General features: G+C 43.9%; 12 protein-coding genes. 7 read left to right on the top strand and 5 right to left on the bottom strand.

Annotated features, from left to right (window positions below):
* Window positions 1-93: 93 nt before the first annotated feature.
* Window positions 94-1038 carry a transcriptional regulator LeuO gene (leuO, locus tag AACS90_RS10605; RefSeq protein WP_099122645.1) on the bottom strand — a complete coding sequence of 315 codons (945 nt, stop codon included), beginning with the start codon at window positions 1036-1038 and terminating at the stop codon, window positions 94-96.
* Between the two features lie 891 nt (window positions 1039-1929).
* On the opposite strand from leuO, the gene leuA reads away from it, so the two are divergent.
* From leuA to mutH, 4 genes are all read left to right on the top strand, one after another.
* Window positions 1930-3507 (top strand): 2-isopropylmalate synthase, encoded by a 1578-nt coding sequence (leuA, locus tag AACS90_RS10600; protein ID WP_099122644.1) that lies wholly within the window; start codon window positions 1930-1932, stop codon window positions 3505-3507.
* Between the two features lie 2 nt (window positions 3508-3509).
* Window positions 3510-4628, top strand: a complete 1119-nt coding sequence (gene leuB / locus AACS90_RS10595; RefSeq protein ID WP_099122643.1) for a 3-isopropylmalate dehydrogenase — start codon at window positions 3510-3512, stop codon at window positions 4626-4628.
* Between the two features lie 388 nt (window positions 4629-5016).
* The gene (gene sgrR / locus AACS90_RS10590) at window positions 5017-6678 is read left to right on the top strand and encodes an HTH-type transcriptional regulator SgrR (RefSeq protein WP_099122642.1); all 1662 of its coding nucleotides are present in this window, start codon (window positions 5017-5019) and stop codon (window positions 6676-6678) included.
* A 589-nt stretch (window positions 6679-7267) separates the two neighbouring features.
* Complete coding sequence (mutH, locus tag AACS90_RS10585) at window positions 7268-7957, top strand: DNA mismatch repair endonuclease MutH (RefSeq protein WP_099122641.1); 690 nt, start codon at window positions 7268-7270, stop codon at window positions 7955-7957.
* A gap of 100 nt (window positions 7958-8057) precedes the next feature.
* Here mutH and def read toward each other — a convergent pair whose 3' ends face one another.
* Window positions 8058-8564 carry a peptide deformylase gene (gene def, locus AACS90_RS10580; protein WP_099122640.1) on the bottom strand — a complete coding sequence of 169 codons (507 nt, stop codon included), beginning with the start codon at window positions 8562-8564 and terminating at the stop codon, window positions 8058-8060.
* Between the two features lie 47 nt (window positions 8565-8611).
* Window positions 8612-9166, bottom strand: coding sequence for a TetR/AcrR family transcriptional regulator (locus tag AACS90_RS10575; RefSeq protein ID WP_099122639.1), 555 nt, complete (start codon window positions 9164-9166; stop codon window positions 8612-8614).
* A 121-nt stretch (window positions 9167-9287) separates the two neighbouring features.
* Between AACS90_RS10575 and AACS90_RS10570 the strand changes: the two genes are divergently transcribed.
* Genes AACS90_RS10570 through AACS90_RS10560 form a run of 3 tightly spaced genes read left to right on the top strand, consistent with a single transcriptional unit; the run spans window position 9288 to window position 12104 of the window.
* On the top strand, window positions 9288-10511 hold the full coding sequence (locus AACS90_RS10570) for an MFS transporter (RefSeq protein WP_153043675.1): 1224 nt from the start codon (window positions 9288-9290) through the stop codon (window positions 10509-10511).
* A gap of 1 nt (window position 10512) precedes the next feature.
* Window positions 10513-10725, top strand: coding sequence for a hypothetical protein (locus AACS90_RS10565; protein WP_099122638.1), 213 nt, complete (start codon window positions 10513-10515; stop codon window positions 10723-10725).
* A complete protein-coding gene (locus tag AACS90_RS10560) occupies window positions 10722-12104 on the top strand; it encodes an amidase (RefSeq protein ID WP_099122637.1) in 1383 nt (460 codons plus the stop codon). The genes AACS90_RS10565 and AACS90_RS10560 overlap by 4 nt, the downstream gene beginning before the upstream one ends.
* Window positions 12105-12288: 184 nt before the next feature.
* On the opposite strand, the gene AACS90_RS10555 is transcribed toward AACS90_RS10560, so the two are convergent.
* Together AACS90_RS10555 and AACS90_RS10550 are read right to left on the bottom strand one after the other, a co-directional pair.
* On the bottom strand, window positions 12289-13443 hold the full coding sequence (locus AACS90_RS10555) for a trans-sulfuration enzyme family protein (RefSeq protein ID WP_099122636.1): 1155 nt from the start codon (window positions 13441-13443) through the stop codon (window positions 12289-12291).
* Between the two features lie 20 nt (window positions 13444-13463).
* Entirely contained in the window at window positions 13464-14834 is a 1371-nt protein-coding gene (locus AACS90_RS10550) for a pyridoxal-phosphate dependent enzyme (RefSeq protein ID WP_099122635.1), read from the bottom strand.
* Window positions 14835-14839: the final 5 nt, after the last annotated feature.

Raw genomic sequence — 14839 nt, 5'->3', positions numbered from 1 at the left:
GACAGGCCTCCCTAAAAAGAGGGAGGCCTGCTACTGCAATGCGTTTCGAAATAGATTGGATAAAAGATAACGACAGGTGAGTACCCCGTTTTATTACCGATCGCCAAGGCAACTCAGTAATGATTTCATCCACTGATGTCCTTTATCTCTGTTCATTGAAGCATGCCATATCAAATAACACGGACGGGAAACACTGTTATTAGGCAATGATACAGTACGGATATTTAACTGTCCGGAATAGTGCTCAACCATCCATTTAGGCGCGATGGCAACCAGATAAGTCTGAGATACGATGTTAAGAACACTATTTAAATCAGTTCCCTGATAAGAGATAGAATCTATTAATTCACTGTTTTCATAGTAAGGTTTGCTGAAGGAATCTGAATTATCTAATGCTACAATTGCATGCCGCTCATCCTGCAATTGCTGCTGACTGATACATTCACCAATTCTGGGATGGCTTTGAGAAACAGCCAGAACTAACTCGTCATCAAATAATGGGAAATGCTGAAAATCAGGATGTTCAAATTGGGTATAACTGATAACAAATTCGATTTCTTGATATTTTAATTTCTTCTCAATATTGTCGTTTATTTGTGTTTTAATCACGACATCGATATTGGGAGAATGCCTTTTTATTTCACCAACAATTTGAGCAGCTAAACGGATATCAAGTGGACTACAGATAGAAAGATTAAATGTTCTTACACTATTATCGGGATCAAATCCTGCTCCGGGTAACTCATTATGTACAATCTGAAGTGCCTGCCTAAGTGGCCCGAAAAGTTGTTTTGCCCTCGCCGTTGGCTGAATACCACGCCCATGCCGCACAAATAATTCATCATCAAACATCGTTTTTAAGCGAGCTACTGCGTTACTGACCGCCGGTTGTGACATACCTAATGCCTGAGCTGCACGTGTAATATTCTGCATTTGCATAACAGCATCAAAAACAGTCAGCAAATTGAGATCTACACTACGCAATTGAACTTCACATGGTTCTTTTTTTCCTGTGTTTACCAGGTTGCATCCAGCCATTATTTAATTTCACTCCACTATATTTATTGCGGCGATCTTATTATTAATAAATGAATATAGACTGCCTTACCATGTAAGTTTCAACATTTTAAAGAGCCACTTCAAATAATAAGATCATTTATCTCAATCAATGACAATTTAATTGAGATTCTTCCTTGTATAAAAACAATTATATATTATTAAAAATAATCAAAAATAAATTATTAACCCATAACTCTGAATTAGAATAATCCTTATGAATTTATTTATATAAATTTTCCAGCAGGACTAAATTGTTATGTTAACTATGGCTGGTTATTTTTCAGCGCACAGAAACAAATTTATTCATATGATGAATAAATGTTTTTCATTAATATATTTATATTTAATATGGTTATTGATTAGTAAGCCAAGAACACCATAGTGAGTATTCATTCTATCCCTGTCCCGTTAATAAACATCTTTATAACATTATAAGCATTATATTTATTATCCATTAGGGCCGGATTTTACTTCATATATAGATATGAAAAATAGATAAAAACATCGTTAAAAATGTAAAAAATAGTCACTCCGGCTACGAAAAGGTCAAAAAAAAACCTATTAATGCACATTATTCATTCCCGGCCTAAATTTGTACTGCTTGACAATGTTTTTCAGATGACGTATCAATAATTATATCGAAACGGTAATACTCAATTAACAGATTTTCAAAGGTTGACTTACATGATTCACAATATTCGTCTACTAAGCCTACTACTAAACGCCTTTAATGTGCGCGGTATGCTGGTAGATTGAATTCAGAGTTAATCTTTACCAGAGATAAAAACCCGCGCTAACGCGGGTTTTTTTATACCTGCTCGGCGCCCTAAAAAAACTAAAACATGACAACCCATTGACAGGAGCACAACTATGAGCCAGCAAGTTATTATTTTCGATACCACATTGAGAGATGGTGAACAGGCATTACAGGCCAGCCTGAGTGTCAAAGAAAAACTGCAAATTGCTTATGCACTGGAAAGGCTGGGCGTTGATATTATCGAAGCGGGTTTCCCCGTTTCTTCCCCCGGCGATTTTGAATCAGTCCGGACTATCGCTCGCGAGATCAAAAACAGCCGTATCTGTGCCCTGTCCCGTTGTGTTGATAATGATATCGATGTTTCGGCGGAGGCTCTGAGTGTTGCAGAAGCTTTCCGCCTGCATATGGTGTTGGCGACTTCCAACCTGCATGTTGAACATAAATTAAAAAAAGGGTTTGATGATATCGTCGAAATGGCGGTTCGCTCCATCAAACGGGCCCGCAGGTATACCGATGATGTGGAATTCTCCTGTGAAGATGCCGGACGCTCAGATATCGATAACTTGTGCCGCATCGTCGAGCAGGCTATAAAAGCAGGTGCAACAACCATCAATATTCCTGATACCGTCGGTTATACAACTCCCTACCAATTTGGCGGTATTATTAAGACCTTATTTAATCGCGTACCTAATATTGATAAGGCAATTATTTCTGTCCATTGCCATGACGATTTGGGGATGTCAGTCGCTAATTCCATTACTGCCGTTCAGGCAGGCGCCAGACAAGTTGAAGGAACCATTAACGGTCTGGGTGAACGAGCCGGAAACTGTTCACTGGAAGAAGTGATTATGGCGATAAAAACCCGCCAGCAAATGTTGGGGGTTCATACCAATATTAACCATAAAGAAATTTATCGTACCAGCCAGTTAGTCAGTCAAATTTGTAATACTCCAATCCCGGCCCATAAAGCGGTTGTGGGCAGCAATGCTTTCGCCCATTCATCCGGCATTCATCAGGATGGTGTTCTGAAAAACCGTGAAACCTACGAAATCATGACACCGGATTCCATCGGCCTGAAAGATACCCAACTGAATCTGACTTCCCGTTCTGGTCGCTCTGCCGTAAAACATCGCATGACTGAAATGGGCTATCAGGAGAAAGATTATGATCTGGATGCCCTGTATGAAGCCTTCCTGAAACTGGCTGATAAAAAAGGTCAGGTCTTTGATTACGATCTGGAAGCGCTGGTGTTCATTAACCAGCAACAGCAGGAAGATGAGCATTATCGTCTGGATTATTTCAGTATTCAGTCCGGAACCAGCATAGTATCAACAGCAACAGTGCGTCTGGCTTGCGGTGATGAAATTAAATCTGAAGCAGCAACCGGAAACGGGACTGTCGATGCTATCTATCATGCTATGAACCGGATTACGGGCTATCCGATAAAATTACTTTCTTATCAATTATCCGGCAAAGGGCATGGGAAGGACGCACTTGGTCAGGTCAATATTATCGTAGAGTGCTTTGGTCGCCGTTTTCATGGCGTCGGGTTAGCGACAGATGTGATTGAGTCTTCTGCTAAAGCAATGATCCACGCGCTGAACAATATCTGGCAGGCAGAACAGGTCAAGAAAGAAAAACAACGCATACAAGACAATATTTCCAAAAGCACAACAAAGGAAACTGAATAACAATGTCTACCCACTCTATTACAAAACAACAGGAACCTGCTTACCATATTGCAGTGTTGCCCGGTGACGGTATTGGCCCGGAAGTCATGAAGCAAGCCTATAAAGTACTGGATGCTATTCGTCGTCGTTTTTCTATTCGCATCACAACCAGTGAATATGATGTTGGAGGGATTGCCATTGATAGGCATGGCTGTCCTTTACCTGAAGCCACTGTTGCTGGTTGTGAAAAAGCGGATGCAATTCTGTTTGGCTCTGTCGGTGGCCCTAAATGGGAGCATTTACCCCCGGCCAGCCAGCCAGAACGCGGGGCATTATTACCACTGCGCAAGCACTTCAAGCTATTCAGTAACCTACGCCCGGCACACTTATATACCAGTCTGACGTCTTTTTGCCCGCTGCGTCATGATATTGCGGAAAAAGGTTTCGATATTTTATGTGTCCGTGAACTGACTGGCGGGATCTATTTCGGTCAGCCCAAAGGACGGGAAGGTGAAGGAAGGTACGAACGCGCTTTCGACACAGAAGTCTACCATCGGTTTGAAATAGAAAGAATTGCCCGCATTGCTTTCGAATCGGCCCGCAAACGCCGTCATAAAGTCACTTCGATTGATAAAGCCAATGTTTTACAAAGTTCTGTTCTGTGGCGTGAAATTGTCAGTGAAATTGCGAAAGAATATCCTGACGTTGAAATCAATCACATGTATATCGACAACGCCACGATGCAGCTCATCAAAGCACCGTCTCAGTTTGATGTACTACTTTGCTCCAATATCTTTGGTGATATTCTGTCTGATGAATGTGCCATGATCACCGGTTCAATGGGCATGCTGCCTTCTGCCAGCCTGAATGAGAAAGGATTTGGTTTATATGAACCTGCCGGGGGTTCTGCTCCGGATATCGCAGGAAAAAATATTGCCAATCCAATCGCCCAGATCCTATCCACCGCCCTCTTGCTGCGTTACAGCATTAAACGGGATGATATTGCAGAGGCCATTGAAACAGCAGTCAATACTGCACTGGAACAGGGTTATAAAACCGCTGATTTAGCGGGTAACGGAAAAGCAATCAGCACTGATGAAATGGGCGATGTTATTGCTAGAAATATCATTGAACAAAATTAAACTGGTATGTACACAATGGATTTCAAAATGCATCGCGGCGGCAAGGGAGTAACAAATTCGTCGGGAACGAATTTGCCCAGCCAAAGGCTGGCCTCCGGTGAGAGGCAGGAGCCTCTCAGTAATCCCCAGGAGCATAGATAACCGTATGTTTATAAAAACGGTGACCGGGGTGAGCGAGTGCAGTCATCAAAGAGGCAACTTGAAAGACGAAGTGTATAAAAGAAAGGCCAGTAAGTCGCCTTACTGGCTGGTAAAAATACCATTACTCAAAAAATCGGGAGTCAATAAGTGATAACTTTCCACTTATAAATGACTTTAAATCTGACTTATTATCGGCTTAATATAAGGAAATAAAAATTGATGAAAAAATCAGTGGAGTTCCTCTTTTATGCCGAACCCTCGCCTGCAACAACAGTTCATCCAGTTATGGCAGCATTATCAGGGCGAAAATGCTGAAACCACACTCCAGATACTCGCTGATATCCTGCACTGTTCACGTCGCCATGTCCGTTCCCTATTAAATAATATGCAGCAAGCTGGCTGGTTACGCTGGCACGCTGAAGCCGGCAGAGGAAAACGTTCCCGGCTCCACTTTCTGCGCAGTGGACTAGAACTCCAGCAACAACGGGCAGAAAAACTGTTCGAACAGGAAGACATTGAGGAACTGGTTCATTTAGTCGGTGACAAAAATACCGTGCGCCAAATGGTACTATCGCAACTGGAGCGCAATTTCAGGCAGGGGAAAAACACATTACGCATCATTTACTATCGTCCATTTCCAAATTTATTACCCGGCTCGGCCCTCAGGCGTTCAGAAATTCACCTGATACGACAAATTTTCAACGGATTAACCCGTATAAATGAGGAAAAAGAGGAAGTAGAAGGTGATCTGGCCCATCACTGGCAGCAAATGACAGAACATCATTGGCGTTTTTATCTGCGGCCAGCCATCTATTTCCACCACGGCAGAGAATTACAGGCAAAAGATATCATCAGCTCACTGGAGCATTTAAAAAGCTTTCCGCTTTTTTCCCATATTAAAAAAATCACCTCGACCATTCCCTATACGGTAGATATCTTTCTTCATCAGCCTGACACTCGGTTTGACTTTCTGATGGGCAGCCCTCATGCCATGATCCTGCCAGAAGAATGGAAAAGCCTGCCCAACTTTGCTCAACGCCCAGTCGGAACCGGCCCTTATCAGGTCGTTACCAATAATAGCCATAAATTAAAAATTAAAGCATTTGATCACTATTTTGGTTTCAGAGCGCTACTTGATGAAGTTAATATCTCAATTCACCCTGAATTGACAGAAAAACTGGTTTGTACAACTCTGCATCTGGGAAATGATGGCAGTAATAACAATTCATTAGATAGCCGAATGGAAGAAGGCTGTTATTTCCTGTTAAGTGATCAGCGCTCGGCGAAATGTGCCAGACAAGACGTGCGTGACTGGCTGTGCAGTTTACTCACCCCGATTAATTTATTAGCGCACTGTGATCCTTTCTATCAGCGCCACTGGTCACCGGCTTATGGGCTATTGCTACGCTGGCATCACAGCAAACTCCTCCCGCAACGCCAAAAACCGGAAGATATTACCAGCCTGACAGTCACTTTTTATCAACAGCATCATGAATACCACACTATCAGTAAAATCCTGCAAGTTATTCTGGCAAAGTATGGTGTTGAGCTGACTATCAATATTGTGGATTACGAAACATGGTTCAATGGCGATGCCGAAAGCGATGTCTGGTTAGCCACCGCCAATTTTTATAAGCCACTGGAGTTTTCACTGTTTGCAACTCTCTACGAAATTCCCTTGCTGAAAAAATGTCTGAACAGTGATTTAAAAAGCGAGGTTTCTTTATGGCGGCAGGATAAGCTGAATGTTGAAGAGTGGTGTGAAAAAATCGTTGATGAACATCGGTTACATCCACTGTTCCATCACTGGCTTGAATTACAGGGGCAAAGAAGTATGAGAGGGGTGAAAATGAATACTTTTGGATGGTTTGACTTTAAATCTGCATGGTTTACACCTCCGGAAGGATAATTCACAGAAAAACCTAAAGTTATAAACAATTATAGTCTGACTATGATAATTTTATTCACTTTTTCTGTGGATATGTATGTGAAAAAGTCAGGGGTAAGGCAGGTATAATTTTCTTTACCCCTTTCAATCGTCTGATAAGATTAAATAAATACCTATTATTTTTCATTATGTTAATGTTTATAACGTGCATTACCTCAACATGTGCGGAATATCACAGTTTTCTGTTTTTCTTACACTGTGCAAATATCAACCAATGGTGAATTTATCCACAGGATATGCCTTTTAGTTAAACAAAAACACGCGTTTTTTGTAGAAAACCACCTTAGATAAGGCTGTAAATCAAACCAGTGATCGCAATTTTCATCACTTATCCCATAGTTCTGTGGATAACATGGTGTAAGATCCTGTTTATTATCACGGTGAATAGGTGAACAATCATAATGAGTTTATTTTTAATACGAAGAACACGAATTAAAATATCTTGTATATCATGTCATTATCTGGTTAATCCGCATACTAATAAACTCATAATGAAATTACACAATTATTGTGTTCATTTTTTAAACAAGACTAAATATATCTTATAATCATGCAATTCACACCACCAGCACCACCAGAAAACGAACAACAACTCTTCAGGCTAGCTCAGTCTCTGGCTGGCTTAACGTTAGGAGAACTGGCTACCCAAGCCTGCATTCCCATACCGCCTAATCTGAAACGGGACAAAGGTTGGGTGGGCATGTTGCTTGAATATTATCTGGGCGCAAGTGCGGGAAGTAAGCCAGAACAAGATTTTGAGCATATTGGTGTTGAACTGAAAACAATCCCGGTGGACAGAAAAGGCACGCCGCTGGAAACCACTTTTGTCTGCGTTGCTCCTTTAACTGGCAACAGCGGCATCACATGGGAAAACTGTCATGTCAGGCGTAAGCTGTCTCGTGTTTTATGGGTGCCGGTTGAAGGAGAAAGAGAGATCCCGCTTGCTGAACGTCGTGTTGGTTCTCCGCTTCTCTGGAGCCCAAATCCGGTTGAAGAAGAGTTATTGAGATGTGATTGGGAAGAATTGATGGATCTCATCGTGTTAGGCAAAGTTGAGAGTATTACAGCCCGTCATGGTGAAGTCTTGCAATTGCGCCCAAAAGCAGCAAACAGCCGGGCATTAACAGAAGCTATTGGTGAATATGGACAGCCGATTATGACGCTTCCCCGTGGTTTTTATTTAAAGAAAAGCCTTACTGCGCCATTATTAGCCCGTCACTTTTTCATAGGTTCTGACTAGTGTTGCCACTTAAACTTCACTATCTTCTGATCCCCGCTTATTCCAGTCACCATAGCGATAGTGACTGGAAAATATTAACCTATATACTTACCCTTACCCGCTAACTTACTCTGCTGCTCAAATATTTTTTCACTTTTTTTAGTGCCATTTGTCTTTTTAAAGGCGATAAATAATCGATGAAAATAATACCGTGCAGATGGTCAATTTCATGCTGCATCACGATAGAAAGAAAATCTTCACTTTCCACTGTGATAGCCTGACCGTTTCGATCCAGCGCTTCTACTTTCACTTTTTCAAATCGTTCCACGTCAGCATAATAACCGGGAATTGATAAGCAGCCTTCCTGATTCACGACCTTACGTTCTTTTTCGACGATTTTAGGATTGATTAAAACCAGTGGCTGATTCCGCTCTGGTGAAATATCAATAACTAATACAGATTCTCTTCTTCCTACCTGAGGTGCGGCCAGCCCAATGCCATTATCCGTGTCATACATTGTTTCCAACATATCATCAACCAACGTTTGGATATCTTCAACATGGGCGACATCAACACATTTCTGTTTCAGTCTTTCATCAGGAATTGTGAGTATATCTAAAACAGCCATAACCATTCTCCTTTGTTCACGGAACGTTAAGAATAATATAACTCGCTTTACCTTGCTTCCAACTGTTCGAAAAATGTGTGTATCTGTTCACTTGTAGGAGGATCATTTGCAAACAGGATGCGATACATTAACGGTGCAACAACACCCGAAATAATCAAATCAACAGAAATAGGATTTTCGCCTTTTTCTAGTGCCCGCTGACAGATTGCCTCTATTTGCTGGCGTATACATCCATCACACTTACCCGCATATTCATGGCCCGGCGTACCCAGTACATCTCTTAACATTGCCCGACCGGGTTCAGATGCCATCTCTTCAAAGTATTGCTCAAGCCATGTCAGAAGATCTGTACGAAATGAACCTGTTTCAGCAGGGGGGTGATCCGGCTGTAGCTCTTCAACCGCAACATCTGCCAGTAATTGTGACAAATCCCCCCAGCGGCGATAAATAGTCGATGGTGTCACACCAGCACGGGCAGCAATCGCGGGCACAGTCAGTTCAGTACGGGCAAGTTCTTGTTGTAATTCCCGCACAGCCTGATGGACAGCCGCCTGCACGCGGGCACTACGACCACCGGGACGCGGTGCTGCTCTGTGAGTCATTTCTTTCTCTGCTCCTACTTCTGTCACTATTCACACAAACCCACTAAAGCAAAAAAATTGCGTTAGTGAGATAATTCTTGTAGCATCATTAAAGCTAACATTTTGCTTTTATGGAGTTGTTATGTCAAATAACACACCTGATTCCTGTCGACAATCTCATAACAATCGGATGTCTTATCAAGCCGCGACGGTACTTCATGCCATCACGCTAATGGCGTTCTTAGCGGCATCCAGTGCACCTACGCCACTTTATCGTATTTACCAGCATGAATGGGGATTCAGCTCAACGTTACTGACGGTAATTTTTGCCGCCTATGCACTAGCCCTGTTGCTGGCTTTATTGATAGCAGGGCGCTTATCAGATCATATAGGGCGACGACCGGTGATCAGTTTAGCCTTATTGTTACAAATCATATCCATGAGTACTTTTTTACTGGCCTCTGATCCCGGATGGCTGGTAGGTGCACGTATTATACAAGGGCTTGCAACCGGCTTGGCGACTGCTTCCGTAGGAGCTGCTTTGCTGGATATGCACAGAGAACGCGGGGCGCTGATTAACAGTATTGCACCGATGCTGGGTATGGCTGCCGGTGCATTAGGCAGTACCACATTGCTGGTATTTGCTCCCGGCCCACTCCACACCATATATGTCTTATTACTGATTGTGTTTTTGGTGGTATTAATTCTTACCCAACTGACTCCTGAAACTGTACAACGTCGTTCGGGAGCATGGGAAAGCCTGCGTCCCCGCATTATGGTGCCCGTACAGGCCCGCAATGCGTTACGGGCAATCACCCCGGCCAATTTTGCTGTGTGGATGATCGGTGGATTCTACTTATCTCTCATGCCATCACTGATTGTTGCAACAACTCACACAACATCACCGTGGATGGGAGGACTTTCAGTCGCAGCATTAACGCTCAGTGGTGCGGTTGCAATCATCGCCGCACGTAAACTCACCTCGTTTATGACTCTGTTATCAGGTCAGCTCGCTTTAGCAACAGGGTTATTACTGATCCTACTGGCTGCAAATCGGGAATATGTCATGCTCTTGCTGATAGGCTCAGTTATCACTGGATTCGGCTTTGGAGCAACCTTTCTTGGTGCGATACGAACCGTATTACCACTGGCTGAGCCTCATGAAAGAGGTGGTCTGATGGGCGCTTTTTATATTGAAAGTTACCTTGCCAACAGTGTTCCTACAATTGCGATTGGTTATCTCGCACATCAGTCCGGTTTGCTGGTTGCGGTCAATGTCTACGGTGCAGTCATCATAGCTCTGGTTTTACTGGCTATTCTACTGACAATATTGAATAAAAATATCTCAATACCGTTAAGGAAATAATATGAATATAACAGTACCTGATCCTTTATCTGCGGAAGAAACACAATTACTGGCAGCCAGTGTCGGCCTGATACTGGATATAGAACGCTCGCAATATATTGCAGGAGCACTGCATCATATCCGTACGTCAATCGCCCGATTAGATGAACTGCCGATGGATGATGCTGATCTTCCGGCACCAGCTTTCAATGCCGGAGGGGAAAGAAAAATATGATCGACCTGAAAAACCTGACTATTTCTCAAGCCAGTCAAGCGATTGCCGCGCAGACATTATCTCCGGTAGAACTGGTTGATGCCGCCCTTGCCAATATAAAAATAGCAGAGCCAGAAATTAATGCTTTTGTATCTGTCTGGGTGGAAGAAGCACGGGAACAGGCCAAACAAGCAGAGCGTGAAATTAGTCAGGGAAAATATCGCGGGCCGTTACATGGGATCCCTCTGGCATTAAAAGATCTATTCGATGTCACCGGTAAACCGACCACAGCCAGTTCTAAAGTGCGAGCGGGACATATTGCCCAATCCAACAGTGCGGTAACTGATGCTTTACATCGTGCGGGAGCCATCTTACTGGGGAAAACCCATACTCACGAATTCGCATTTGGTGTCATTACTCCACAAACACGTAATCCTCTTGATACTCGTCGTATCGTTGGCGGCTCCAGTGGTGGCTCTGCTGCTGCGGTAGCCTACGGCGGGGTATTGGCAGCAATGGGAACAGATACCGGTGGTTCTATCAGAATACCAGCGGCACTGTGCGGAATTGTCGGCTTTAAACCGACTTATGGATTAGTTTCCTGTTATGGTGTTACGCCACTAGCATGGTCACTGGATCATGCCGGGCCAATGACCCGAACAGTTGAAGATGCCGGATTAGTATTACAGGCATTAACGGGTTTTGATGAACGTGACCCGGCAAGCCGTCAGGTACCAGATACAAATTATGCAGATTTTTCTAAACAGGAAATTAAAGGATTACGGATTGGCATTCCGCAAAACTATTATTTTGATCAGGTTGCTGAATCAGTGATAGCGGCAGTAAAACAGACCGCAGAACGCCTTAAACAGCAAGGAGCCGAAGTCACGACAGTCAACATACCTCTGACAGATTATCTTATGCCAACCCAGTGGGGCATCACAGTGGCTGAAGCGGCTTCAATACATTCTCGTACTTTACGTAAGTCTGCATCACTGTATGGGGATGATGTGAGGACTTTCTTTGAAACAGGACAGTTATTACCTGCCGGAGATTATCTGAAAGCACAACGAGCCAGACGGATGATATGCCAGCAGTGGAATGCGTTATTTAATGATATCGATATCTTACTCACGCCCACAGTCCCTGAGACAGCAGCGCTCGTCGGGCAGGAATCGTTTATCTGGTCTGACAATTCTGAGGAAAACGTCACAAATGCCTATCTTCGTCTATGCATTCCGGCCAATATCACGGGGCTACCGGCCTTAACACTGCCTGTAGCGAAGGATAAACAAGGTCTGCCTATCGGTATACAAGTGATTGGCCGGGCAATGGATGATGCAACAGTACTACGAGTAGGCCATGCTATAGAAATGGCTGGCAAAACTGAGTCTGTATAGAAATAAAAACACAAAAAAAAATGCCAACCCGAAAACCGGGCTGGCATATTATACACAATGAATTTCAAGGTGCGTCGCGGCGGCAAGAGAGAGAACCCCCAGAAGCATAGATAACTATGTGACTGGGGTGAACGAGCGCAGCCAACAAAGAGGCAACTTGAAAGACGAAGTGTATATTTCAGCTTTACAGATTTGCTGCGCCAAGCGCCTGCGATAAATCGGCAATCAAATCATCGACATTCTCAATACCCACTGAAAGACGGATTAATTGTGGTGTAATACCTGCCGCTAAACGTTTTTCTAACGGAATAGACGCATGAGTCATAGTAAATGGCTGACCAACCAGACTTTCCACACCACCCAGACTTTCTGCCAGTGTGAATAATTTCAGTGCTTTTATCATCCGATGAGTAGCATCATCATCCCCTTTCAGCACAATAGAAATCATGCCACCAGCACCTTTCATCTGACGCTTCGCCAGCTCATGCTGAGGATGAGAATCAAGGCCGGGATAAAAGACTTTTTCTATTTGTGGCTGCTGTTCCAGCCAGTGGGCAATTTTTTCTGCATTGCTGATATGTCTTTCCATACGCAGTGATAGTGTCCGTATACCACGCAAGACAAGAAAACTACTGAAAGGGTCAAGGATCCCGCCAATTGAGTTTTGCAGGAAAGCAAGCTGCTCAGCCAGTTCAGCATTGTTTCCTACTACCGCAAGGCCGGCAACAACATCGGAATGACCATTCAGGTATTTAGTCGCAGAGTGAACAACAATATCAAACCCTAAATCCAGTGGGCGCTGGATATAAGGAGAAGCAAACGTATTATCTGCAACACTGATAATCTTATGGTGTTGGGCTATCTGAGCAATTGCGGCCAAATCTGCCAGTTTAAGTAATGGATTGGTTGGCGTTTCCACCCAAATCATTTTTGTATCAGGCTGGATAGCCGCTTCCAGTGCCGCAGTATCTCCCGCTTCGACATAGGTAACACGCAATCCGGCAGTCCGGCGGCGCACTTTTTCCAGTAACCGGTAAGTACCGCCATACAGATCATCCACAGCAACGATGTGGCTGTCTTTATCAAGTAATTCCAGAATCGTCGAACTGGCTGCTAAACCTGAGCCAAATGCATAACCCCGGCTGCCATTTTCCAGTTCAGCAATCGCCCGCTCCAGAGCATCACGCGTGGGGTTGCCACTACGGGAATACTCGTATCCCGTATGCTGACCCGGTGCAGGCTGCGCATAAGTGGATGTGGCATAGATTGCAGGCATTACAGCCCCTGTATGATCAGGGACATAGCCGGCGTGAACGCTTTTAGTATCAAATTTAGTCATTAAGTTATTCCTGAAATAGGTTAATTGAGTTGTTGACGCCATGCGTTCAGCACATCAGTACGGGTAACAAGGCCAATAAAGTGTTTATTGTCATCAACAATCAGCGCCACATGACCCGCATCAAAGGTTTCAACCAGTTGCTCCAGTGGTGCATTTTTATGGAGAGTCTTAACCTGACTGGTCATGGCCTGACTGACTGACAAAGCGAAATTATGAGAATCAGCCTGAATGGCATTCATCAAGTCCCACTCATCAATAATGCCGACAATCTGGTCATTATCGAGTACAGGGAGTTGCGAAATGTCATACAACCGCATTCGCCCATGTGCAATCTGTAGGGTATCCTGTGGAGAAACAAAAACTGTCGCGCCATCCCGGTAGCGATATGTCACGTAATCACTTAAATCATTTTCTTTCTGTTGTGAACGCAGCCCTTGTTCCAGTAACCAGTAGTCATTGAACATTTTGGATAAATATTTATTGCCGCTATCACAAGCCAGTGTCACCACACGCTTTGGTGTTTTCTGTGCCCGGCAATAGCGTAAAGCCGCAGCCAGTAACGTGCCTGAAGATGAACCGACAAGAACACCTTCCTGTAAAAGCAGCTCTCTTGCACAGGAAAAGGCTTCGGCATCGGTGATCCGGTAAGCATGACTGATGTTAGAAAAATCCCCCAACGGTGGGATAAAATCTTCACCGATCCCTTCAACGAACCAGCTTCCTGCTTCATCGTAATGACCGTATTCAACATAATCAGCAAGAATAGAGCCTTTAGGATCAGCAAGAATAAATCGGGTATCGGGAGAAACTTCCCGGAAATACTGGCTTAAACCGCCAAGCGTTCCGCCTGAACCCACACCAACAACCACAGCATCTACATCGTGTTCCATCTGCTGCCATATTTCAGGGCCTGTCGTTGTCATGTGAGCCAGTGAATTAGATGAATTATTAAACTGATCAATATAATACGCGCCACTGATTTCCTTCGACAGACGCAACGCATAATCCTGATAATATTCCGGATGGCCCTTACCCACATCAGAACGGGTCAGACGGACATCCGTTCCCAATGCTCTCAGGTGATATATTTTTTCCCTGCTCATCTTATCCGGTACAACCAGTATCAGCTTATAACCTTTCATGGCAGCAACCAGTGCTAACCCAATACCGGTATTACCAGCCGTTGCTTCAATGATAGTGCCACCGGGTTTCAGTAGCCCCTGTTTTTCTGCCTGTTCAATCATTGAGAGTGCAACTCTGTCTTTAATAGAACCGCCCGGATTCTGGTTCTCCAGCTTAATAAATAGTTGGCATGGGCCAGTATCCAGATGGGTCAGTTCCAGCAACGGTGTATTCCCGATCAACTCCAGAACCGAACGTGGTGCAGACATATTAG

The sequence above is a fragment of the Xenorhabdus sp. KK7.4 genome (genome assembly GCF_963876465.1).
GTDB classification, from domain to species: domain Bacteria; phylum Pseudomonadota; class Gammaproteobacteria; order Enterobacterales; family Enterobacteriaceae; genus Xenorhabdus; species Xenorhabdus stockiae.
Note: the sequence above shows the minus strand (reverse complement) of the source record. Positions and strands in the feature narration are given on the sequence as shown.

Coding starts and splice junctions, on each gene's coding strand:
- AACS90_RS10550 (WP_099122635.1), bottom strand. CDS start 14,834: ATGTCTGCACCACGTTCGGTTCTGGAGTTGATCGGGAATACACCGTTG.
- sgrR (WP_099122642.1), top strand. CDS start 5,017: ATGCCGAACCCTCGCCTGCAACAACAGTTCATCCAGTTATGGCAGCAT.
- AACS90_RS10555 (WP_099122636.1), bottom strand. CDS start 13,443: ATGACTAAATTTGATACTAAAAGCGTTCACGCCGGCTATGTCCCTGAT.
- AACS90_RS10570 (WP_153043675.1), top strand. CDS start 9,288: ATGTCAAATAACACACCTGATTCCTGTCGACAATCTCATAACAATCGG.
- AACS90_RS10565 (WP_099122638.1), top strand. CDS start 10,513: ATGAATATAACAGTACCTGATCCTTTATCTGCGGAAGAAACACAATTA.
- def (WP_099122640.1), bottom strand. CDS start 8,564: ATGGCTGTTTTAGATATACTCACAATTCCTGATGAAAGACTGAAACAG.
- leuO (WP_099122645.1), bottom strand. CDS start 1,038: ATGGCTGGATGCAACCTGGTAAACACAGGAAAAAAAGAACCATGTGAA.
- AACS90_RS10560 (WP_099122637.1), top strand. CDS start 10,722: ATGATCGACCTGAAAAACCTGACTATTTCTCAAGCCAGTCAAGCGATT.
- leuA (WP_099122644.1), top strand. CDS start 1,930: ATGAGCCAGCAAGTTATTATTTTCGATACCACATTGAGAGATGGTGAA.
- leuB (WP_099122643.1), top strand. CDS start 3,510: ATGTCTACCCACTCTATTACAAAACAACAGGAACCTGCTTACCATATT.
- AACS90_RS10575 (WP_099122639.1), bottom strand. CDS start 9,166: ATGACTCACAGAGCAGCACCGCGTCCCGGTGGTCGTAGTGCCCGCGTG.
- mutH (WP_099122641.1), top strand. CDS start 7,268: ATGCAATTCACACCACCAGCACCACCAGAAAACGAACAACAACTCTTC.